Below are 22,903 nucleotides of genomic sequence, written 5' to 3' on the forward strand. Positions count from 1 at the left end.
ATTTTATCTTTACTTTCATGATGCTTTTTTCTTTATCAGTTTTTTCAAATCAAGATGAATTAGATTTCAATACTTGGGAAAAAACTGGTGGTTGGGGTATATATTATAAAAAACCAGATAATAGATTTAATCCATTAGAAATAAAAAAATACGAAAAATATTATCTTCCATCATTGAGTTACCTTATTAACTCTTTTGATATGAAAAATGAAGATAATAAATACTGTTTAATTGGTTATCAATTCCATAAAACAAAAGGACATGATGAATTTGAAAGCGTTATTATTTTTTGGGAAAATGCCAATTATCTAATTGATTGGGTTATACCAGATAGTGGAGATAACTATAATTATAAGGCAATATTATTCAGTAAACCATTCATTGATATGAAAGATTCAGTCGTTCCATATAAAGAGGCTGAGGGAGCTCAGGCTTTATGGGCGAAAGAAGGGGTTATTCAGATGATGGAAGATTGTGAATTTAATGGTCAAAAAATAACGATAAAACCCTCAGAGGTAATTGATGTTAAAGATTAATTGGTTTGTCCGCCAAATTGCGGGTAGTATTTATTTAAATAAAAGTACATAGCACATGAACTATTTAATTGGCATGATTTTTGTTTTGTTTAATGTTATTTTTTGTTTAAAACAGGATAAACTGAATTTGCAGGCGTTAGAAAAAAATGAAAACTGGGGTATATATACCTCAATTCCCGATGGTAAATTCGAGCCTTTAAAAATAAAAAAATATAAAGAAATATATATTTTGGCTTTTAGCTATATTATTAAAATTTTAGGAAAACAAGATGTAAATAATAATTTTTGTTTGATAGGGTATCACTTTGATAAAAAAATGGGTCATGATGAATTTAACGATGTTGTAATTTATTGGAAGACAGCGAATCGATTGATTAGTTGGGAGCTTCCTGATGGAAGCTATAATGAAAAGATTAAATCTATTTTATATAGTCACCCGTTTATGGATATTGATGAGTACGTTGTGTCTTATGAGGAACCAGTAGATCATCAAATTTTGCAGGCTAAAGAAGGTGTTATTCAGATGATGGAAGATTGTGAATTTCATGGACAAAAAATTACAATAACACCTTTTGAAGTGCTTGATATTCAATAATAGTAATATTGCTCGCAGTTTGATGAGCTGTAATTAATGTGTACGTTTATTGAAATATAAAAAAATCGCAGATAAGTTGAACAATAGTGAAAGATGGTTTTAAAGTCTTAGTAAGTGAGAGTATATAAAATAAACATTCGTAATGACTTTGACATTACGTTATTGAGTGGTATTCTTGATTTAAAAATGAACAATCGAGGTAAGCCATGCAAACAACAAAACGTGATACATTGAATATTCGTATAAAACCAGAAATACGGAACCTGATAGATAAAGCCGCAGCTATTCAGGGAAAGAACCGCACGGATTTCATGCTAGAAGCCGCCCGCCGCATTGCAGAGGAAACGCTGCTGGAACAAGCTGTTATCTCTGCCAGCCCAGAGGCGTATACTGAATTTTTAGCGCGTTTGGATATGCCACCACAACCTAATCCACAGTTGAAAGAAACCATGCAAATGGAAAGCCCTTGGGGCAAGGAATTATGATTATTTCTGAACCAGAACTTCTGATTGATAGTCATCAGCTTGAAGGGTTTGATTCCGGCGTGGTTACACTTGATCAATGGCTAAAAAATCGAGCTTTAAAAAATAATCTGACAGGTGCTTCAAAAACCTATGTGGCATGCTATGAAAACCGGGTACTGGCTTATTATTCTCTGGCGGCAAGTGCTGTTGTGGTTAATGCTGCACCTGGTCATTTTAAGCGAAATATGCCTAATCCAATACCTGTTGTTGTGTTGGGGCGTTTGGCCGTTGATCGGCGGTTACAAAAAAAAGGGATAGGACGCGCATTAGTGAAAGATGCCGCTTTAAGGGTAATACAAGCTGCTGAGCTTATCGGTGTGCGTGGCATGATTATTCATGCACTTTCAGATGAGGCGAAACTATTTTATGAAGCTGCTGGATTTGAGACATCACCGTTAGATCCAATGTTACTGATGACCACACTTGCTGATCTAAGAAAAGCTTATATTACGCGTTGAATTTAAGTGTGTTTTTAATGGATTTTTGAAAAAAGAGAATCTTCCGGTAATTCTCTTTATCAGTGATATAAAGCTTATTATTTATCCTAATTGTGGTCATACAATCAAATAAGTTACCCGATAGCTCACAATTGATTCTTAGGCACAAAATCGTCACTAAAGACCATCCGCTTACGCCCCGGTTCTATTTCAGTCAATGGTTCTACCTGCCTTAATGTATTTTTACAGCGAGTTACCAGCTCCTGATATTCGCGAGTGCTGACCTGTTTCCATTCCAGTTCCTGTTCGGTCAGAGTACGCAGAGCGCGGGCGGGGGTGCCGACGATTAGCTGATTGGCTGCAAAAATCGCTTCTGCCTTGATAAAGGCCATTGCTCCCACGATACAGTTTTCACCAATTTCTGCGCCATCCATTACAACTGAATTCATGCCAACCAAAACATTACGCCGGATTTGGCACCCGTGCAGTATAGCTCCATGCCCGATATGACCGTTTTCTTCAACCACTGTGTCCTGTTGAGGATAACCGTGCATGACGCAATTATCCTGAATATTCGAACCATCCATCACCACCAGCCGACCGAAATCACCACGCAGGCTGGCATTCGGGCCGATATAAACCTGCTTGCCAATAATGACGTCACCGACCAAAACAGCGGTAGGGTGAACATAACTACTGGGATCAATAACCGGAGTTAAACCATCAAGTTGATATACAGGCATAAGTATTTCCTCAAACAATTGTCAGACGTTACTAAGAACCGCTGTGTAATCCTCCAAAACGACGATAGTACGCAGCAGCAGGCTGGGGCAATTTACCTATGGTGGTTTCGCATTGTTCACCAATGTATCGAGTTGCGGCAGGGCCAATACGCTGGTAGATGTTGATGCATAAATTCCGGGCGATTTGGCCTTCCCACTGTGTAGGCAACAGCGCGTTCGGTAATAGTGGATCACGCAGTACAACACGGCGGTAAAAGTGGATAAGCAGAAGGCGTAACTGGAAACAGCGCTCTGGTGTCAGTGCGTCTGCATTACAATCTTGCAATAGCTTCATCAAGGGCCGGAATGTGATGATAAATTCATGATAGTGCTCAGCAACCTGATCCAGCGACCAGCTGGCTGATACCCGTTCTTTCAGGCTCTGTTCGGAGCGGGGATAAGGATAATCTGCCCGGAAGTAGATCACGGAATCACTGGCGCTGAGCTCTCCGAGCAGAGCCGGAATATCACTTTGTGAACTGCTGGGAGCTGCCATTAATGTGCTGTTAAGTTGACCAAATCCAAACCAGTTCAGCTCTTTTTTCAGGCGGGTACGTTCCTCTTTACAGGTTTCTTCCAACAGCAATAAATCCCATTTGCCATCCCATGCTGGCTGTTCGCTGAGATAAATTTTACTCTCCGCATGACGGAATTGGTTCATACCCCGCTCAGTGATGCGGTAATAACTGCGACGACCTATTTTCTCTACCTCCAGCCAACCCTCTTTTTGTAAACGAAATACAGATGTCCGGACAAAACGGTCACTGAATCCCAGTGGTTCCAGTAGAAGGCTGAGACTGCCCAGCCAGATTTCTCCTCCCCGATGGCTGAGCGCGTCGCCATACAGGGAAATGATCAGCGATGTTCCGCTAATCGGCTGGGCATCAAGGGCATGTCGAATAAAATCGTCGAGTTTGTGTGTCATATTTTGTTATTGTCTAAACGCAAATGAGTCATGACAGTAGCATATACCCGTCGTCTTTCAAGTTGCCTCTTTGTTGGCTGCGCTCACCCCAGTCACCGTTTTTATAAACATACAGTTAGCTATGTTCCCGGGAATGAGTTCCCTTGCCGCCGCGATGTAACTCGAAATCCATTGGGTATAAACTGGATGTACCCGTCGTCGTATTATTGATTGTGAACGATTATTTCTGTTGACGGTGGTCAAGAACCCGAACTGCTTTGCCTTCTGAACGCGGAATATCCCCGCAATTGACGATACTGACTTCGGTGCTGATCCCTATCATGGCCTTGATGTGATGGCGTAATTGGTGGCAGATATCGCAACGTTGCTGGATACTCAGTTGCGCCGGATCTTTCAGTTCGACCTTGACGGACAGACTGTCATAATTCCCGACGCGGTCCACTTCCAGTTGATAGTGTGGCGACAGTTCGCTGAAACGCGTGATCTGTTCTTCTACCTGTGATGGAAAGACATTGATGCCACGGATGATGAGCATGTCGTCGGAACGACCGGTAATCCTGTCCATGCGCCGCATATTGCGGGCGGTTCCCGGTAACAGGCGTGTCAGGTCGCGGGTACGGTAGCGGATCATCGGCATGGCTTCTTTGGTGAGTGTGGTGAAAACCAGCTCACCATTTTCGCCGTCCGGTAATACATTCAGGTTGTCAGGATCGATCACTTCCGGATAAAAATGGTCTTCCCAAATAGTGGAACCATCGGCATATTCCAGTGATTCCATGGCGACACCCGGCCCCATAATTTCGGACAAACCATAAATATCCAGCGCTTTGATGCCCATACGAGTTTCAATTTCATGCCGCAGTCCTTCCGTCCACGGCTCAGCCCCGAAAATACCGACCCGCAGAGAGCATTGTCTGGCATCGCCTCCCATTTGCCGTTCCAATACATCCAGCAGCGTCAGGCAGTAAGAGGGCGTCATCATAATGACATCGGGTTTAAAGTCGCAGATCAGCTGTGCCTGTTTTTCTGTCTGCCCGCCAGACATCGGGATCACGGCAGCCCCCAGACGCTCAGCGCCGTAATGTGCTCCCAGACCGCCGGTGAACAGGCCGTAACCGTAAGCGACATGTATTTTGTCTTTGGCTGTTGCCCCGGCAAAACGCAGGCTACGAGCGACCAGATCAGCCCAGTTGTCGATATCTTGCTGGGTATAACCAACAACGGTCGGACGCCCTGTTGTTCCGGATGAAGCATGGATACGCACAATTTTTTCCATCGGAACGGCAAAAGTATCAAAAGGGTAGTTATCCCTAAGATCCTGTTTAGTGGTAAAAGGAAATTTAGCGATATCCTCAAGCTGCCGGAAATCACTGGGGTGAATACCAATCGCATCAAATTTACGGCGATACATTGGCACGTTGTTATACGCATGATGCAATGTCCATTTCGTCTGCGTAAACTGTCGAGCCTGAATTTCATCGCGTGAAGCAAATTCAACAGAATCGAGACTGGCTTCGGAATGTTGAGTGAAGCTTGAGTTGAGGTGCTGTACGTTGTTGCTCATAATTCCCGCCCTTTTGTTGTTATACACTTCGTCTTTCAAGCTGCCTCTTTGTTGGCTGCGCTCATTCACCCCGGTCACATAGTTATCTATGCTCCCGGGGATGAACTCCCTTGCCGCCGCGATGCAACTTGAAATCCATTGTGTATATACCAATTCAACTCCAAGATTCGTGTTATATCTCCCCACGGCGCGGGGAGATATAAGGGCTCGCCTCATATAACCCGTTGTAACTTGAAGTTTATCGAGTACATATATAGGTGTTGGTTATGAAATACGTTCAATAATCATGGCAATTCCCTGACCAACGCCGATGCACATGGTGCATAAGGCATAGCGTCCGGCTCGCCGTTCCAGTTCAAGCGTTGCTGTCAGTGCAAGCCGGGCACCACTCATTCCCAGCGGATGCCCCAGTGCTATCGCACCGCCATTCGGGTTCACATGTTCTGCATCATCCGGTAATCCCCACTGGCGCATCACTGCCAGTGACTGAGCTGCGAAGGCTTCGTTCAGCTCGATCACATCCATCTGATTCAGACTCAGCCCGGTAAGTGACAATACTTTATCCGTGGCTGACAGTGGCCCAATCCCCATGATGCGCGGTTCAACACCGCTGGTGGCGGTTGCCACAATACGCGTTTTAGGTGTCAGCCCGTGTTTTAATGCTGCGGCTTCTGAAGCGATAATCAGGGCGGCGGCTCCGTCATTGACGCCGGAAGCATTACCGGCAGTGACGGTGCCTTCAGTCCGGAATGGTGTTTTCAGCTTTTGCAACTGTTCTAATGTCGTGTCAGGGCGGGGATGTTCATCCTGTGAAATAATCGTGTCTTCCCCTTTTTTCCGGCGGTCAGGTAGAGTCACAGGGATGATCTCTTCAGCCAGAATGCCTTGTTGCTGCGCGTTAGCGGTACGTTGCTGGCTGCGCAGCGCGAAAGCATCCTGAGCGCCCCGGCTGATTTCAAATAGGGCCGCAACGTTTTCTGCGGTTTCCGGCATCGAATCTGTACCAAATTGTTTCTGTATCAGCGGATTAATGAAACGCCAGCCAATTGTGGTATCAAATATCTGAGCCTGACGGCTGAAAGCCGTTTCCGCTTTTCCCATCACTAATGGGGCACGGGTCATGGATTCCACACCACCAGCCAGTATCAGCTGAGCTTCATTTGCTTTGATACTGCGGGCAGCAAAAGCCAGTGCATCCAGACCTGAGCCACACAACCGGTTGAGAGTTGTGCCGGGCACGGAATATGGCAGGCCAGCGAGCAATGTCGCCATGCGAGCGACATTGCGGTTATCTTCCCCCGCCTGATTTGCACAACCGAGAATGACATCATCAATCGCTTGCCAGTCCAGTCCGGGATAACGTGCCAGCAATGCCCGTAGTGGCAGAGCAGCCAGATCATCAGGGCGCAGGCTGGCGAGGACTCCAACATAACGGCCAATAGGTGTACGCACTCCGTCACAAATAAATGCATGGGTCATGATTTTTCTTTCCTGATTGTTTTAGTAGGAGTCGTTGCTTTGGCGGGTTCTTCTAAAACAGAATGACCCAGACGGTGGGAGTGACCACGAAAAAAGGCCACAGTTTTGCCATTCTGGTTGGTAATTTTGACATCATATAACCCGTTAGTTTTACCCTGATGCTGGACTGACGCGTTAGCAGTAAGCCGGTCACCATTAAAAACCGGATGGATGAAATCGATATTACAGCCGGAAGCGATAGCTGCAATCCCCTCACTGTTGCAGGCATAGGCAAATGCGGTATCTGCCAGACTGAATATAATGCCACCATGACAGGTCTTATGGCCGTTAAGCATGGTAGGCACAATGGTCATGCTTAACTGAGCGATCCCGATGTCGATATAGTCAATCTGCATTCCCATATGATTAGCGCAGGCATCTTTGGTATACATGGTCTCAATACAGTTTCGGGCAAGTTGCTTCGGGGAAGTATTCGTTTTATTAGGCATGATCTTTCTTCTTATGTTGATATTCATGTTGCCGGAGAGATGGAGACTGTAATGTGACATGGCCCGCCGCCAGCTGCCGAAGCAGGGGTGACGGACGATAACGGGTTTCCCCGTAAAACTGCTGTAAGTTTTCCAGTGTATTGAAAATATGCTGCCAGCCGAGCTGAGTTCCCCATGCCAGTGGCCCGATGGGATAATTCACACCGCGGCACATTGCCAGATCGATATCTTCGGCGCTGGCAATGCCTTTATTAAGCGCATCCAGCGCTTCGTTGCACAGCATTGCTACAGTCCGCATCGTCAGCATGGCCGGATAGTCCGGCAGTAAAATGACCTGTTTGCCGAGAGAATGGAGAAAACGGGCGACTTTTGCCGTTTGTTGTTGAGTGTTCTGGCTGGCTGCGCTGATCGCGATGACCGAAGCTGCCTGATAGTTTGCAGACAGATCAAACTGCACGACCGGAGCCTGAATTTCATCAGCCAGCTGGGAGCTGGTTTTGCCGGTTGCCAGCATAAAGAGAACATCATCAATCTGTAATGCAGGTGAAGGTAATGGGATATTGCATTTTTCCCCGCAGAATACCCCGTTTTCCTGCAACTTTTCCTGTAATAAAGCGGCAAAATGCGGCAGGGTAGACCAGTCTCCGTTCGCATTTATTTGTGCTGATGTGATTGGCTCTGCGGCTTGTTTTTCTTCAATCTCAGGAACTAATTGCGGTTTTTTATCTACGCTATTTTTTTCTGCATTATTGGTGTCGGAATAGACATAAAACCCCCGGCCACTTTTGCGCCCCAGATGATTGGCTTCCACCAGTTCTTTTTGTCGTAATGATGGCTGAAAGCGGGGATCACCGTAGAAAGCGTGAAACAGGGATTCTGTAACGGCGTAATTGACATCATGTCCGATTAGATCAGTCAGCTGTAATGGCCCCATAGCAAAGCCACCGGCATCTTTTAGGACGGCATCCAGTGTCGCCGGAGATGCAACTTGCTCCTCCAGTGCACGTAGGGCTTCTGCGTAAAAAGGCCTCGCAATGCGGTTGACGATAAAACCGGGCGTAGAGCGGCAAATGACGGGCTGTTTTTGCCAGTTGATCATGAGGCATTTAAGCGTTGCGATGATTTGTGGGCAGGTTTCCAGACCTTGCACGATCTCCACTAGTTTCATTAGCGGAGCAGGGTTGAAAAAGTGCAGCCCGGCCATGCGTTGGGGTTTACTCAGAACACGGGCAATAGCTGTAATCGACAGTGATGAGGTATTACTGGCAAAAATGGTTTGTTCTGAACACAGAGATTCCAGCTGGTGGAATAATTTTTGTTTGGCTTCCAGCTGTTCGATAATCGCTTCAATCACCAGTATACAGGTAGCTAATGCCTGTAATGAGTCAACTAGAGTGATGCGTTGCAACAGCGCCTGAGTTTTGTCTGCATCGGCTTTACCTGCTGTGACACGCTGATGCAGGCGGGTGTGGAGTGTATCCAGCGCACGTTGTGCGGCTTCAACATTTGCATCAAATAGCAGGACGGAATGTCCTGCTAGTGCTGCAACCTGAGCAATGCCGATACCCATCGTTCCTGCGCCAATAACAGCGATTGGGCCTTCTGGTATTGATTCGTTAGCTGTTGAATCACTGAATGTCGGACGATGATGTACTGGCATATTCATATTTATTTTCCTTTAAACTGTGGTTCGCGCTTTTCCATAAACGCACGGATGCCTTCCTGAAAATCTTCTGTATGCCCACACTGGCGTTGTAGATCGCGCTCAAGTTCAAGCTGCTGATCCAACGTATTGGTTGCGGCGGCGTAAGTGGATTTCTTGATGCACGCAAGGGAGACTGTCGGCTGAGATGCCAGACGTTGGGCGATTTCCCATGCTTTTTCTTCCAGTTCTTTAGGTTCAAAGACCTGCCAGATCATGCCCCATTCCAGTGCCTGTTCAGCACTGATTTTGTCTCCCAGCATTGCCATTCCCATCGCGCGGGCATGACCAATTTTATGGGGCAGGAACCAGCTGCCGCCTGCATCCGGTGTCAGACCAATACGACAAAAAGCCTGAATAAAGGTGGTATTGCGGGACGCGAGCACAATGTCACCCGCCACAGCAAGGGAAAGACCCGCTCCCGCTGCTACGCCATGAACAGCGCAAACCACCGGCTTGGGAAGGGTGGTCAGACGGCGGATTAGCGGGTTATAGTAAGTTTCAAGGGAATAGCCGAGATCAGGAACGCCACCTACGTTGATAACAGAACTACGATCATTTAAATCCTGACCGGCACAGAAACCACGTCCGGCTCCTGAAATCAGTACACAGCGCACCGATTCATCCTGTTCTGCAATTTTCAGTGCTTCACTGAGTTGCAGGTGCATTTCCTCGTTGATACTGTTTATCAGTTTTGGACGATTGAGCTTAATGCTAAGGACACCTGCTTTCACTTCAGTGAGTATCGTGGGTATATTTTCATTTTCCATCTACTAGCATCCTTTAAATGTCGGTTTACGTTTTTCAAGGAAGGCTGAAATACCTTCCTGACGATCGGCTGTACCTGCTAAGGCAACAAAGTGTTGTCGTTCAGCGGACAGCCCTTGTGACAGGCTGGTTTCGTATGCAGTCTTGAGCGCAGCCTTAGCCGCCCGCAAAGCCAGCGGCGAAAATTCACTGATGCGGTCTGCTATTTGTTGTGCACGTTTCAACGTCAGATTATCGATGCAAATTTCACTCACTAACCCTGCCTGTTGCGCCTGATGGGCGTTAATGGCTTCGCCGGTTAAGATCATCTGGCTGGCAAGGGCTTTGCCTACACTGCGGATAAGCCGCTGTGTTCCTCCCGCTCCCGGCATTAGCCCCAGTGTGATTTCCGGCAGGCCAAAACTGGCGTTTTCACCACAGACCACTAAATCACAGGCCAGTGCCAGTTCACACCCCGCGCCGAGGGCATAACCATTAACGGCGGCTATCATGGGTTTGCTGATATTGTTCAGCCGTTGCCAGAGTTGGGGGCGACGGTCAGTTATTGCACTGGCAACGGTTTGTTGCTGTAGTTCTTTAAGGTCAGCCCCTGCGGCGAAGCAGCGTAGTGAGCCGGTAATGATGATGACACCGGTTCCGGCATCGGCATCCGCCTGCTCCAGACGTTGTACGAGCAGCTCCAGACAGTCATTGCTGAGAGCGTTGCGTACTTCCGGGCGATTGAGGGTCAGTGTGCGTACCCGCTGTTGTTGAAGACTTAAAACCCATTCCTGATTCATGGTATCTCCTGATTTGCACTCTTATCTCTGGAATATTTCTGATTAATGAGAGATTTCAGACATCAAAATCAACAACAACACCATCGCCTTTCGGCCATGACTGGCAGCTTAAAATATAACCGGCGGCCAGTTGATCCGGTTCAAGGCTGTAGTTCACCCCCATATCCACTTCACCGGATTTGAGCCGGCATTTACAGGTGGCACAAACACCGCCTTTACAGGCGTAGGGCAAATCTGCGCCCTGACGCAGGGCCGCATCAAGAATGCTGTTATCCTCAGTATTCATCACAATATTCAGAGTGCGACCATCTAAATGAATTTCGACACTCGTTTCATTGCGTCCGGCCAGACTGGCAGGACGGGAAGCAGTGTAGAGTGGATGATTACCGGTATTGAAACGTTCACTATGGATGTGTTCAGGCGCCATGCCGGCCTGCTCAAGTGCTGATTTGGCATCATCCAGCATCGTTTCAGGTCCACAAAGAAAAGCGTGATCAAACTGGGAAAAATTAAGGAGTATCTTGCCGATCCGCAGCAGGTTTTCGGTATTGATACGACCGTTGAGCAGCGGGCTGTCAGTGGTTTCCTGACTGAATAGATACATGACCTGAAAACGTTGCAGGTAGCGGTTTTTGAGATCAGCCAGTGCTTCCCTGAACATCACAGAGCGGCTGGTACTGTTGCCATAAATCAGCGTAACAGTGCTCTCTGGCTCCAGAGCCAGTGTGCTTTTGATAATCGACAGGATAGGCGTAATGCCCGAACCGGCTGCAATCGCCAGATAATTTCCCGGCTTGCTGGTATCAGGGGGATGACCAAAATTACCTTGTGGCTGCATGACATCCAGCTCATCCCCAACTTTCAATTGTTGGTTAATAAAGGTAGAGAAGCGCCCCTGATAGATAGCTTTGACACCAATTTGTAATGTGTCATCCAGTGGTGAGCTACAGATGGAATAGCAACGGCGTAGTTCTTCCCCGTTAACCTCTGCCTTGAGTGTCAGGTGCTGACCCGGCTGATAGTGGAAATATTCTTTCAGTTCATCGGGAATTTGCAGTGTGACCGCTACAGAATCTGACGTTTCCGGCTCAATAGCAGCAATGCGTAAGCGATGAAACTGTGTCCGGTGAGACTGTTTTTGTTGAGAACCGGGATGAGGAAGAATAGCCATCTGCTGCTCCCTTAAATACATTTGAAATAATCGAAGGGTTCCAGACAGTGCTGACAGCGATAAAGTGCTTTGCACGCGGTGGAACCAAACTCACTGATTTTTTCTGTCTGATGGCTGCCACAACGCGGGCAGGTAATGGATTCGGTGTCTGCGGGTCTTTCACAGGCCGCTCCCTGTGGTGGCGCGATACCGGATTCCCGCAGACGCTGTCTGGCATCGGCATTCATCCAGTCAGTCGTCCATGCCGGGCTTAGGCTTACGTCAATATGTACAGGGGAAAAACCGGCCTGAGCCAGTGTTGTCCGGATTTCATTAATGAGAAAGTCCGTGGCCGGGCAGCCTGAATAAGTGGGGGTGAATACCACTTGCCACCCGGTCTGACCGTTCTGCTCATTCTGGGAAGCGGTAACTTCGCGTACCATACCGAGATCGGTAATTGATAACGTCGGTAGTTCTGGGTCGGCAATCTGATGCAGACACTGCCAGATCTGGTGGATTTCGGGTTGCTGTAATGCTATTGGTTGCAACGCTATTGATTGCAAGGAACTAAGTTGCTGCTCCATCCTACCCTCCTATACCCTTCGTCTTTCGAGCTGCCTCTTTGTTGGCTGCGCTCACCAGTTATTGTCTGGATATGCCCGCTGTAAAAACTGCATTTCTGCCAGTATGTATCCGAGATGTTCTGTATGCCGCCCTTGCTTGCCGCCTTGCTGGTACGGAGTTTCCTGTGGTATTTCCAGCGTGGCCTGAGCAAAGGTGTCTTTGACCATTTGCTGCCACGGTTCATGCAGTGTCCGGGGATCCACCGCAATGCCAGCCTCCGCAAGTTGCTGCTCTACCTCATCGCAATGGAAAAGTTCGCCGGTAAAGCGCCACAGTTGATTGACAGACTGCTGCATTTTCTCGTGACTCTGTTTTGTGCCATCCCCCAGACGGATCATCCAGCCACGGCTGAAACGCAGGTGATATTCCACCTCTTTTAATGACTTATTGCTGATGGCGGCTAATTGAGTATCGCGGCTCTGGCCTAATGCCTGATGGAGTAAGACGTGATAGGTATCGATAAAAAACTGGCGCACCAGCGTATCGTTAAAGCCCCCATTAGGTTGCTCCACCAGCAGAAGATTGCGGAACTCCCGCTCATCACGACCAAAAGCCAACCGGTCTTCATCACTTTCTCTGTTTTTTTCAGCATCAGTTCCGTCAAGTGTGGCGGCATAGCTGAGAAAATGGCGTGCCTGACCCAGCAAATCGAGACCGATGTTAGCCAGAGCCAAATCAATTTCCAGTTCTGGCGCGTGACCACACCACTCGCACAGGCGCTGCGCCAGAATCAGCGGGCTGTCTCCGAGACGCAGTACGTAGTTGAAAAGATTATGATTGATAAGGCTATGATCGAGGGAAGCGGTATGAGGCATGTTCATATTTTCCCCCTTACATATTCTTGATGCCGTCAGGGATCGTGTAGAACGTCGGATGACGGTAAATCTTATCTTCCGACGGTTCAAAAAAAGCGCTGCGATCTTCCGGTTGTGATGCAACCAAGTAGATGGATTTCACCACCCAGATAGAGCAGCCTTCATTGCGCCGGGTATAAGCATCACGCGCGTTTTCGAGTGCCATCTGATCATCCGCTGCATGGAGGCTGCCGACATGACGATGAGCCAGCCCCTGCTTACTGCGAACAAAGACTTCATACAGTGGCCAATCGGTGTTGTTCATATCTTGCCTCCGTTTTCATCGATTATTAAATACAGTGGACTAAGCAGCCTGTTTTTTGGCAGCCATTTTTCTGGCATGGCTGGACGCTGCCTCACGTACCCAGCTTCCGTTTTCCCATGCCCGGCGTTTGGCCTCCAGACGTTCGTGGTTACATATGCCGTGGCCTTTGATCACTTGATTGAATTCGTCCCAGTTGATTTCACCAACGCGGTAATGCCCTGTTGTTTCATCCCAGGCCAGTTCAGGATCAGGGGCTGTCATACCCAGTGCCTCTAATTGAGGAACGGTGTTATCGATGAATTTCTGTCTCAGCTCATCGTTACTAAACCGTTTAATTTTCCATGCCATGCTCTGGGCGCTGTTGGGTGAATCACTGTCATTAGGACCGAACATCATCAACGTCGGCCACCAGAACCGATTAATGGCATCCTGTAGCATGGCCCGCTGAGTTTCACTCCCTTTTGCCAGCACGGTAACCGCCTCATATCCCTGACGTTGGTGGAAGCTCTCTTCTTTACAGATTTTCACCATAGCGCGGGCATAAGGGCCGTAAGAGGCACGACACAGAGCGACCTGATTGACTATTGCAGCACCGTCCACCAGCCAGCCAATGACGCCAATGTCTGCCCAGCTCAAGGTGGGATAGTTGAAAATTGACGAATATTTCATCGTTCCATCCAGCAATTTCTGATAGATGTCCTGACGAGTACAGCCCAGTGTTTCTGCGGCGCTGTAGAGATAAAGCCCATGGCCTGCCTCATCCTGCACTTTTGCCAGTAATACAGCCTTGCGCCGCAGGGTTGGGGCACGGGTGATCCAGTTGGCTTCCGGTAACATGCCGACAACTTCCGAGTGTGCGTGTTGACCGATCTGACGTATCAGGTTTTGGCGATAGGCATCGGGCATCCAATCCTTAGCTTCAATGGTGATATCTGCCTCGATCTTGGCGTCAAAGTGCGCCTGTCGTTGATGATCTGGTTGATCAGTTGTCATATAACGCTCCACATATGATTCTTATTTTTAAGATTGTATAATAAAAACGAATCACTTAATGCAACCTTAAATCTACAAACTGATAACAAAAATATCAAACCTTTTATTTGTATATTTGTTGAGCGCATCACAATTTATGTTATTTATTTTTCAAAAAGTTGTAATTAATTTTTATTGTTATGGATAAGTAAGGATATTGATATGTGTAGCCCGGAAAATGTTCGCTTTTGTTAATTTTTTGGGTGGTTTTTTGTCTGGGTTATGTGATACATAAATATTGCATATTGTTTTAATGGTGATTCATTAATGATATCGGCGGAGAAAAAAATGCAACAATTGACCAGTTATATTTGTGGTGAGTGGGTTTATGGAAACGGTAACGCCAGAACTATTCACCATGCAGTAAGTGGTGCAGCGCTGTATCAGGTCTGTTCAGATGATCTGCCACTGGCTGATAGCCTTAGATATGCCAGAGAAAAAGGTGGAAAAGCACTCTCAGCCATGACATTCCAGCAGCGTGCCCAGATGATGAAAGCCGTTGCAAAGCATCTGCTTGCCAATAAAGAAGCTTTATATGCTATCTCAGCAGAAACCGGAGCGACCCGCTCGGATGGCTGGGTAGATATTGAAGGGGGCATTGCAACGCTATTTTCTTATGCGGGTCTGGCAGGACGCGAGTTACCGGATGATGTGTTGTGGCCGGAAGATGAGATGATCCCACTTTCCAAACAATCCCAGTTTGTCGCTCGTCATGTTCTGACTTCCCGCCCCGGTGTTGCTCTGCACATTAATGCATTTAACTTCCCTTGCTGGGGGATGCTGGAAAAACTGGCACCGACCTGGATGGCAGGCATGCCGGCCATTATTAAACCCGCTACCGCTTCAGCACAGTTAACACAGGCAATGGTGAAACTGATCCTCGACAGTGGTTTGGTTCCGGAAGGCGCATTGCAGTTGATCTGCGGCGGAATTGGCGATCTGTTTGATCATCTCGACTATCAGGATGCGGTGACTTTTACCGGCTCAGCCCAGACCGGACATAAATTGAAGTCCCACCCTCGTCTGATTGAAAAATCCATTCCGTTTACGATGGAAGCTGACTCTCTCAACTGTTGTATTCTGGGGGAGGATGTGACGCCGGATATGCCAGAATTTGGCGTATTTATTAAGGAAGTTGTCCGTGAAATGACCGTGAAGGCAGGGCAAAAGTGTACTGCCATCCGGCGTATTATTGTACCGGAAAGCCAGCTTGAGTCGGTTAAGCAGGCGTTGATGAAACGTTTGTCCGGTGTTGTGGTGGGAGATCCGGCTTTACCTGATGTCCGTATGGGGTCATTAATCAGCCTTGAACAGCGCGATGAAGTTCAGTCCAAAGTTGATTTATTGCTACAAAGTGGTTGTGAATTACTGCATGGTGGCTCTTTAGCTAAACTGGAACTGGCGGATAAGACAAACAGTAATGGGGCATTTTACCCGCCAACTCTGCTTTATTGCGCAGATCCGATGACCAATCAGGCAGTACATGAAACAGAAGCTTTCGGCCCGGTTTCTACTTTGATGACATATCAGGAGACTGAACAGGCGATTGAGCTGGCTTTAATGGGGCAGGGAAGTCTGGTGGGTTCGCTGGTCACGTCAGATGATCAGATTGCGATGCAGGTCATCCGTGCAACAGCCTGCGCTCATGGCCGTATGCTGATTCTGGATGAAGCGGCTTCTGCTGAATCAACCGGGCATGGTTCTCCGTTACCCATGCTGGTACATGGCGGGCCGGGACGCGCAGGCGGTGGTGAGGAGCTTGGCGGATTACGTGCTGTGAAACACTATATGCAGCGCACGGCAATTCAGGCCAGCCCAAGTATGCTGGCAGCGATTGGCCGTGAGTGGGTACGTGGTGCAAAAGTGAAGGAAGATCCTGTCCACCCGTTCCGCAAATATTTCGAACAAATTGAAATCGGTGAAAGTCTGCTAACCGCCCGCCGGACGGTGACGGAAGCGGATATCGTTAATTTTGCCTGCCTGAGCGGTGATCATTTCTATGCTCATATGGATAAAATTGGCGCGGCTGAATCCCTGTTCGGTGAGCGTGTAGCACATGGCTATTTTGTTGTTTCTGCCGCTGCCGGCTTATTCGTCGATGCACCCGTTGGGCCGGTACTGGCGAACTATGGCATGGAAAACCTACGCTTTATTGAGCCAGTGAAGATTGGCGATACGATTCAGGTCCGGCTGACCTGTAAGAAGAAGATCAAGAAAGTGCAGAAAACGCCGGATGATAAACCACATGGTGTCGTTATGTGGGATGTGCAGGTTTTAAATCAGAAGCAACAGCCTGTCGCGCTTTACAGCATTCTCACGCTGGTGGAACGGCAATTGAGGGATTATGTTTGATCTGTACTTGTTAGCCTTTTCTGAATAAGAGAGTGCCTGAGGTGAAAAACAATATAAGTGGTATCCCTCAGGCTATTTTTTTACATTCTGAATTTGGGTTGGTTATCATTGCCGGAGAGTGAGATTTGCAGTTTTTGAAATAACTCTTTTAAATTTGAAATTAAGTAAGGGATAAATTTCTTATTCCCCAAAGTGCGTGCAAAGGTATCACTGGGCAGAAAGCGCTCCATTTCGGCGATAAATGCTTTACCTGTGATGAGTTCAGGTAAGGACTGGAGGCGCTGCTCTAATAACGTAGTAAAGTTTATTAGCTTGTAGTCAGCGATTTTTTTCATCACCAAATCAGCATCTAATTTGGCATTTTGTTGTTGTAACCAAACTAAATCCCAAATATCACGATAGCGAACATAATTTCTGGTGGCAGGTAATGAAATCAATTTATCCGCCATGATTTCATCTAAGGTTTCTACATGTATCAATGTGTCATTGTAACCATCGGGCAGAGAAGGGTAGTTATTACGTAATGGCAAAATATTTCGGGTGTAAGCAGGAATATTGGCAACTTCAATCTTAATGCGTTGTTTGGGTAAGTCTTTTCTACTGGGAGATGTAATGATAGCGATCTGCCACTTATTGATTTTCAGTTCAGAATATTCGGGCTGTTGCTTCAAGATATCGGGTTCTTTTACCGTTACTTCTAGGCCATATCGTTTTCCAATGTAATCTTCAATACACTGTTTCATGTCCTTTAATTGACTGGATGAGAAATCTTTTCCACCAGCAAAGTCCAAGTCTTCACTAAAGCGGCTGCCTCCGTAGCAGAGTCGTAAGGATGTTCCTCCCTGAAAAACAAGCTCATCCAGTAACCCGTTCTGCTCAAGACAAAATAAGATGTCATAGTGAAGAAGTTCTTTTTCGACAACAGGTCTCATACGTGTCACCTGGTCATTTTGCATTGCGATGTCAACCAGCTGTGAGAAATCAGTACGATTAATCTTCATTGATAACTTCCTTCTCAACTAAATGAGTATTTCTGCCGACTCGTTTTAGATCCCGGTAAGCTGTTTGTTTACTGGCCAGACGGAGTGGTCTACCAATTTCTTTAATGTTGTTAATAATATCGGGTACGGATCTTTTAGTGTGTGTGAATTCAATGGTGCCGAAAGGTGTTCTATAAGTCCCTTCACGGCCAGTTGTCATTATAGTCAGTCGATCAATCGGGATTTGGGAAATAGCACCGTATTCAGATAATGCAGATTCTAGGCTGACATAGCTGTACTCACCTCGCCTCATCGCTCTGGCGATTAACTCCAGCGTGTCCAGCCCATTATGTTGTGACAGTGCGAATACATAAATGCCTTTACAGGCTCGTAATAACACCCCGTGCTTCACGAGGCGATTCAGACCGGCTTCAAAGGCTCTTTTACTATCTTCTGAAAAAACTTTAGCGAGATCTTTAATGGTAAAGACGTAGCGACCTTGCTGATCAAATTTATTCAGATATTGAATAGCAGTCATGTGATTCATGGTATTAAGTCTACACTTATATCACTTTTGAATGAGGTTTATGTATATATAACATACTTAATTAAGTATACACAAATATCATATATATGTGTTCTTTGTGTATACTTGATGGGGGTGTTCTTATTTATTTGATGTTTTTATTTGCCTCATCAATTGCTGCTGCAATTGCTTTCAGGCTATGCTGAATATCGGCTTCTGTGGTTGCCCACGAACTCACACTGAGCCTTATGGCTTCCTGACTCTGCCATGTCGTCTGCCCGAACCAGCATTCACCGGATTGCTGAACCAGTTGCAGCATCCTGCGCTGCAAAGTGATATCCGGCAGACAGGCCACCAACTGATTAAGAACAACATCATTAAGAATAGTGAAACCCAGTGATTTAAGACCATCAGCCAGCATTTCAGCATACAGGCAGCAGCGATCAATTAATGCTTCAATCCCTTGAGCACCCAGCTCAGAAATAGCGGCCCACACTTCTACGGCTCTGGCTTTACGGGAGAATTCCGGCAGCATGTCTTTTGCCTGCCATATTTCCTGAGTTTCAACATAGGCGGCAGAGGTTGTCATGACATCTCTGAGGGCCTGTTTGTTGCGTACAATACACATGCCACAGTCATAAGGCGTGTTCAGCCATTTATGGGCATCTACCGCCCATGAGTCTGCGCCTTCAACACCTTCGGCTAATTCAGATTTTTCTTTTGATGCCCGTGCCCAGAGACCAAAAGCACCATCCACATGCACCCAACAGCCTGCTTTTTTGGCCTGTGGAATCAGGGACCGGAAAGGATCAGAACTGCCAGAGTTCACATTACCGGCCTGTAATACCAGAATCATGTTATCTGAAAGTTCAGGAACAGCGCTGGCAATGATGCGCCCCTGATTATCACAGGGTACAAAAATGAACTGTGAACGACCGAAGCCGAGTAACCTCAGCGCCTTTAAAACAGAGACATGGGTTTCTTCGGACAGAACAACCTTCAACGGTGGTGCATTATGCAAACCCTGTTCTGCCAGATCATAGCCCTGCTTTTGGTACAGATACTGGCGCGCAGCACCTAATGCACTGACATGTGCCATCGTGGTGCCGGAGACGAAACCAACGAATGCATCTGAGGGTAAATTCAAAAGCTCCAATACCCAGCGCCCGGCAGTTTTTTCTAATTGATGAGCAACGGGAGAGGAGGACTCCATCAATGCTATTTGATCCCAGGCACTGGAAACAATATTGGCTCCCATCGCCGCCGGCGTTGAGCCGCCGACAACCAGCCCGAAATAGCGTCCGCCCGTGCTGGCAACTGTCGCCGGTGAGCCGTATTTGTGAAGTTGTGCCAGTACCTCCTGACAATCAGTGCCATTCTGAGGCAGTGGACTGTCGAAATTTTGCAGACCTAATAAGGCATCAGAATCGGGATAGACACGCTGGTTTCGAATTTCACTGACATATTGGTATGCGATTTCACTGGCTGTTTTAACCGCAGCAAGAGAGGTTTCCCGAATCGGCCCTTCCATCATAATATTTTCCCTGTTTATTATCATTTATGTAATTTATTCAATTGGATAGCTATCATTGATTCTATGGGAAGAGTGACGGCTTATCCAGACGGGAAAATATTTGATGGTGGGTTGTTAGCCCTGATTGGCAGAATATCAGCCGGATGTCTGTTTCCGACAACTTGCCTGCAAGATACGCATGATGGTTTCGGCTCCGCTGCGATTGGGGTTGATGCGGATCATACGTTTCTCCAGCGTGGGATCGGTCTGGCGGAATGTGCCGGAAATTCGGTAAAACAGGGGCGGGATTTCAAATTTTGACTCTGCCCCAACGGGATAAGGTAATGCGCCCAATGTATGCGCAGTCTTCAGTACCGCATCCGCAATGGGTTCATGAAATTCGACTAAAACTACTTTGGACTGGGCATTGGCAATAATAGCCTGTTTTACCTGGGGTATTTCCCCCTGATTCAGCCGGAGCACTAATTCTTCATTTACTTCAGACTGTACTGCGTGCATGACCGGTGAAAATACAAGCCCACGTAGTGCTTCCATCGCCTGATAGCCCTGAATCTGACAACCGCCGGAGTACATGTTTTGACGCAGTTTATCGATGATTGTCTGCTTACCGATAACTAAGCCTACTCCCTGTGGCCCAAGTAATTTAAAGCAGGAAAAGGCAGAAAGCGTTGCGCCATATTCACAGCCGATGTGGGGCACTTTCATGGTGGCGTAGTTGTCATCTACCAGTGAAGAAATGTGATGCTTGTTCAGGATGGAAATAATCTCTTTCAGAGAGTAACGATCATCAATTTTCTGCCGTGTATGCTGGATAAGACAAACTGTGGGCTTATGCTGTTGAATGGCAGTTTCAAGCTCCTTTGTACAGTTAAAATCTGCATAAACGACATTAAGACCCATTTGTTCAATCGATGTTTTCGTCGTGGGATAAATCGGTGCGTCATGGACAAGTAATGTCTCACAAGGGCGAAGCATTGCTCCCAGCCCGGCCCGCAAGGCGCCTGTTCCGGCACCATTCACAAAAGCTGCGGCTTCTGCGTTAAAATATTCGGCGAGAACAGATTCAATACGGTGCGTCATTCTGGGTTGCTGGAGATCCGGGACTAAACCCAGATCTCCCTGTGAGAGAAAATCAGCGCCGGGAAAGTGACGACAGATGATATCCACCAGCTTAAACTGTTGCTTCTGGGCCTGTGCCATCGTCATGCTTTGTAACGGCGCTGTTTTCATTCTCTCACTTTGTTCCTGTTAATTTATTCCGACTAAATAGAGTACGTTAGCAAGAATACCTACGGCAATGGTTGCGATCGGGCCGATTGCCATTTCAACCAAAGGACGTTTAGACGTGCGGTTAAGCAGATAAATCCCCGCAACAATCATAAAGCCCATACCCGGCAGAATGGCGTTGGAAGCGATCATACCACCAACCAACAGGGCAACTTCGAGCATTTTGGTGATCGCGGTACGAATATGGCCACTACACGCTTTGACGCCGGGATATTTATCCAGCCAGATAGCAATTTTTGCCAGTAGCTGGATCTCAATAAACATCGTCAGGCCACCTGCTACAAAGGCCAGCCACGGATTACTGGTTGCCAGACCTGCCACAAACACGAATTTCATCCCGTTGGGGCTGTAGACACCAGTAGCGATTGCTGTTGTACCGACCAGCGGGACAAACCCGATGGCACGTGCCAGCGCCACCAGCAGGGCACTAGTCTGCTCATCCTGTGCCATCAATTGCAGGGATACCGGCCCTTCTGCCAGCAGGCTGAAAGACATGGTCGCTGCACTTGCAGTCAGGCCACCACAAAGGATTAGCAGCCATTTATTTTTCTGAATACGTTCAATGCGGGTTGAGAACAGCCCGACTAACATTTCATTAGCACCTTTTGGTGCTGCGGAGGATTGATTTGCGGATGGGGCATTATCCGGACGTTCACGCATGGCGAAGTAGAACATGGCAATCATCGAAAGCAACAAAGCCGCACCATTCGGATCGACACTGACCGGCTTTTCGATTAGCCCCCCAAAACTGAGCGGACCTGCGGCTTTGGTCGCTACATAGCCGACTAAAGCGGTGAGCATCACTAAAAGCCCTTTGCGGTAGCCATATTGATAGCCGACGACCATCGCAGGGAACAGAGCAAAGCAGGCGACAATCGGATCACCGACTTTTTTCAGGTCATCGGTGAAATTAACCGGCAGCATCGCAAACAGCTCAACGACGGAACGTAATCCGGCCAGTAAGGCAATGGCGTATAAGGCTCCAATGATACCTGAAGCCGCGAATCCTCTGCGGCTGTTGGCACACCAGATACCAATCATATCGGTACCGAGCAACAGGCTGTGAACCAGTACGATGGGGGCTGTCAGCGAGAAGGGGATACCAAACCCGACGACCAGACCAATGCTCAGGGCAAAACTTGTTGCTGCCAGTGCCTTACGGCTCATTCGTCCTTCCAGATATTCAGGGAGCAGCGGACGCAGGCCATCATGGAAAACGGCGATACCACGGTTTGCCATCATGGCGGCAATCGCACCAATTGAAGCCAGTAATCCCGCTTTAAAAGGATCGACTTCCATCAGTCTCATCAGGAACTCATGAAAATGTTGCATGGTAGGCTCCTTATTGAGAAATGATTGTGTTAATGATCACCGGAAGAACAATGTCGATATCCTGCCCCGTAAAGCCAAATGCTTTTTTACCTGCTTTTATATGAGCAATAATCTCATCGTCGGATAGGATTTTTCCCGGCATACCAATGGTGGCGCAGAGATCCAGACCGATAAGGGCAATCGCGATAGCCAGCGCCCCGCCGCCGCCCGTATTGCAGGCACCAAAATAATAATCGGCATCACCATTTTTAATCGCCATAGAGGCTTCAATGTCATTCATAATGACCACGGAGGCGGCTTTGTCTCCGGCCAGTTGCCGGATACATTCGGCAATTTTTTCTTTTTCTATTTGTCCACCAACGACAAATTTCATGCTGTTATCCCTCTC

24 protein-coding genes are annotated in these 22,903 nt (G+C 47.3%); 5 read left to right on the top strand and 19 right to left on the bottom strand.

Features of this window, described 5'->3' with window-relative positions; translation table 11 throughout:
* The 4 genes from AACX38_RS10770 to AACX38_RS10785 form a co-directional block, all read left to right on the top strand.
* A partial coding sequence (locus tag AACX38_RS10770) for a hypothetical protein (protein WP_228864261.1) occupies nucleotides 1–536 on the top strand: 536 nt, incomplete at its 5' end.
* Nucleotides 537–591: 55 nt separating this feature from the next.
* Complete coding sequence (locus AACX38_RS10775) at nucleotides 592–1,131, top strand: hypothetical protein (RefSeq protein WP_228864262.1); 540 nt, start codon at nucleotides 592–594, stop codon at nucleotides 1,129–1,131.
* A gap of 206 nt (nucleotides 1,132–1,337) precedes the next feature.
* Nucleotides 1,338–1,616, top strand: a complete 279-nt coding sequence (locus AACX38_RS10780; protein WP_228864263.1) for a type II toxin-antitoxin system TacA family antitoxin — start codon at nucleotides 1,338–1,340, stop codon at nucleotides 1,614–1,616.
* Nucleotides 1,616–2,113 (top strand): GNAT family N-acetyltransferase, encoded by a 498-nt coding sequence (locus AACX38_RS10785; RefSeq protein WP_370630632.1) that lies wholly within the window; start codon nucleotides 1,616–1,618, stop codon nucleotides 2,111–2,113. Before AACX38_RS10780 ends, AACX38_RS10785 begins: the two co-directional genes overlap by 1 nt.
* 125 nt (nucleotides 2,114–2,238) lie before the next feature.
* On the opposite strand, the gene paaY is transcribed toward AACX38_RS10785, so the two are convergent.
* The 13 genes from paaY to paaA all read right to left on the bottom strand — a co-directional run bounded on the left by paaY (nucleotide 2,239) and on the right by paaA (nucleotide 14,465).
* A complete protein-coding gene (gene paaY, locus AACX38_RS10790) occupies nucleotides 2,239–2,835 on the bottom strand; it encodes a phenylacetic acid degradation protein PaaY (RefSeq protein WP_099120395.1) in 597 nt (198 codons plus the stop codon).
* A 31-nt stretch (nucleotides 2,836–2,866) separates the two neighbouring features.
* Complete coding sequence (gene paaX, locus AACX38_RS10795; RefSeq protein WP_228864265.1) at nucleotides 2,867–3,799, bottom strand: phenylacetic acid degradation operon negative regulatory protein PaaX; 933 nt, start codon at nucleotides 3,797–3,799, stop codon at nucleotides 2,867–2,869.
* A gap of 220 nt (nucleotides 3,800–4,019) precedes the next feature.
* Entirely contained in the window at nucleotides 4,020–5,363 is a 1,344-nt protein-coding gene (paaK, locus tag AACX38_RS10800; RefSeq protein WP_228864266.1) for a phenylacetate--CoA ligase PaaK, read from the bottom strand.
* Nucleotides 5,364–5,627: 264 nt separating this feature from the next.
* Complete coding sequence (gene pcaF / locus AACX38_RS10805) at nucleotides 5,628–6,842, bottom strand: 3-oxoadipyl-CoA thiolase (RefSeq protein WP_228864267.1); 1,215 nt, start codon at nucleotides 6,840–6,842, stop codon at nucleotides 5,628–5,630.
* Entirely contained in the window at nucleotides 6,839–7,330 is a 492-nt protein-coding gene (gene paaI, locus AACX38_RS10810) for a hydroxyphenylacetyl-CoA thioesterase PaaI (RefSeq protein WP_228864268.1), read from the bottom strand. Before paaI ends, pcaF begins: the two co-directional genes overlap by 4 nt.
* Nucleotides 7,323–8,990, bottom strand: coding sequence for a 3-hydroxyacyl-CoA dehydrogenase (locus tag AACX38_RS10815; protein WP_228864287.1), 1,668 nt, complete (start codon nucleotides 8,988–8,990; stop codon nucleotides 7,323–7,325). The genes paaI and AACX38_RS10815 overlap by 8 nt, the downstream gene beginning before the upstream one ends.
* Nucleotides 8,991–8,998: 8 nt before the next feature.
* Nucleotides 8,999–9,802 carry a 2-(1,2-epoxy-1,2-dihydrophenyl)acetyl-CoA isomerase PaaG gene (paaG, locus tag AACX38_RS10820; RefSeq protein WP_099120390.1) on the bottom strand — a complete coding sequence of 268 codons (804 nt, stop codon included), beginning with the start codon at nucleotides 9,800–9,802 and terminating at the stop codon, nucleotides 8,999–9,001.
* A 3-nt stretch (nucleotides 9,803–9,805) separates the two neighbouring features.
* Nucleotides 9,806–10,579, bottom strand: a complete 774-nt coding sequence (gene paaF, locus AACX38_RS10825) for a 2,3-dehydroadipyl-CoA hydratase PaaF (RefSeq protein WP_228864269.1) — start codon at nucleotides 10,577–10,579, stop codon at nucleotides 9,806–9,808.
* 55 nt (nucleotides 10,580–10,634) lie between these two features.
* Nucleotides 10,635–11,750: a 1,2-phenylacetyl-CoA epoxidase subunit PaaE gene (paaE, locus tag AACX38_RS10830; RefSeq protein WP_228864270.1), complete on the bottom strand. Its 1,116-nt coding sequence runs from the start codon at nucleotides 11,748–11,750 to the stop codon at nucleotides 10,635–10,637.
* Between the two features lie 11 nt (nucleotides 11,751–11,761).
* On the bottom strand, nucleotides 11,762–12,313 hold the full coding sequence (gene paaD, locus AACX38_RS10835) for a 1,2-phenylacetyl-CoA epoxidase subunit PaaD (protein ID WP_304957195.1): 552 nt from the start codon (nucleotides 12,311–12,313) through the stop codon (nucleotides 11,762–11,764).
* A gap of 51 nt (nucleotides 12,314–12,364) precedes the next feature.
* Nucleotides 12,365–13,168: a 1,2-phenylacetyl-CoA epoxidase subunit PaaC gene (gene paaC / locus AACX38_RS10840; RefSeq protein ID WP_228864289.1), complete on the bottom strand. Its 804-nt coding sequence runs from the start codon at nucleotides 13,166–13,168 to the stop codon at nucleotides 12,365–12,367.
* Between the two features lie 16 nt (nucleotides 13,169–13,184).
* Nucleotides 13,185–13,472 carry a 1,2-phenylacetyl-CoA epoxidase subunit PaaB gene (paaB, locus tag AACX38_RS10845; protein WP_099109556.1) on the bottom strand — a complete coding sequence of 96 codons (288 nt, stop codon included), beginning with the start codon at nucleotides 13,470–13,472 and terminating at the stop codon, nucleotides 13,185–13,187.
* A gap of 39 nt (nucleotides 13,473–13,511) precedes the next feature.
* Nucleotides 13,512–14,465 (bottom strand): 1,2-phenylacetyl-CoA epoxidase subunit PaaA, encoded by a 954-nt coding sequence (gene paaA / locus AACX38_RS10850; RefSeq protein WP_099120385.1) that lies wholly within the window; start codon nucleotides 14,463–14,465, stop codon nucleotides 13,512–13,514.
* 327 nt (nucleotides 14,466–14,792) lie between these two features.
* Between paaA and paaZ the strand changes: the two genes are divergently transcribed.
* Nucleotides 14,793–16,856, top strand: a complete 2,064-nt coding sequence (gene paaZ, locus AACX38_RS10855) for a phenylacetic acid degradation bifunctional protein PaaZ (RefSeq protein ID WP_228864271.1) — start codon at nucleotides 14,793–14,795, stop codon at nucleotides 16,854–16,856.
* Nucleotides 16,857–16,936: 80 nt separating this feature from the next.
* On the opposite strand, the gene AACX38_RS10860 is transcribed toward paaZ, so the two are convergent.
* The 6 genes from AACX38_RS10860 to AACX38_RS10885 form a co-directional block, all read right to left on the bottom strand.
* A complete protein-coding gene (locus tag AACX38_RS10860; protein ID WP_228864272.1) occupies nucleotides 16,937–17,857 on the bottom strand; it encodes a nucleotidyl transferase AbiEii/AbiGii toxin family protein in 921 nt (306 codons plus the stop codon).
* The gene (gene abiEi, locus AACX38_RS10865) at nucleotides 17,847–18,383 is read right to left on the bottom strand and encodes a type IV toxin-antitoxin system AbiEi family antitoxin (RefSeq protein WP_228864273.1); all 537 of its coding nucleotides are present in this window, start codon (nucleotides 18,381–18,383) and stop codon (nucleotides 17,847–17,849) included. The genes AACX38_RS10860 and abiEi overlap by 11 nt, the downstream gene beginning before the upstream one ends.
* Before the next feature lie 124 nt (nucleotides 18,384–18,507).
* Complete coding sequence (locus tag AACX38_RS10870) at nucleotides 18,508–19,896, bottom strand: pyridoxal phosphate-dependent decarboxylase family protein (protein WP_228864274.1); 1,389 nt, start codon at nucleotides 19,894–19,896, stop codon at nucleotides 18,508–18,510.
* Nucleotides 19,897–20,031: 135 nt separating this feature from the next.
* Complete coding sequence (locus tag AACX38_RS10875; protein ID WP_228864275.1) at nucleotides 20,032–21,126, bottom strand: aminotransferase class V-fold PLP-dependent enzyme; 1,095 nt, start codon at nucleotides 21,124–21,126, stop codon at nucleotides 20,032–20,034.
* Between the two features lie 18 nt (nucleotides 21,127–21,144).
* Nucleotides 21,145–22,515 carry a YhfT family protein gene (locus AACX38_RS10880; RefSeq protein ID WP_228864276.1) on the bottom strand — a complete coding sequence of 457 codons (1,371 nt, stop codon included), beginning with the start codon at nucleotides 22,513–22,515 and terminating at the stop codon, nucleotides 21,145–21,147.
* 10 nt (nucleotides 22,516–22,525) lie between these two features.
* The gene (locus AACX38_RS10885) at nucleotides 22,526–22,888 is read right to left on the bottom strand and encodes a DUF2620 domain-containing protein (RefSeq protein ID WP_228864277.1); all 363 of its coding nucleotides are present in this window, start codon (nucleotides 22,886–22,888) and stop codon (nucleotides 22,526–22,528) included.
* Nucleotides 22,889–22,903 lie beyond the last annotated feature (15 nt).

The sequence above is a fragment of the Xenorhabdus sp. PB30.3 genome (assembly GCF_963895965.1).
Classification (GTDB): domain Bacteria; phylum Pseudomonadota; class Gammaproteobacteria; order Enterobacterales; family Enterobacteriaceae; genus Xenorhabdus; species Xenorhabdus stockiae.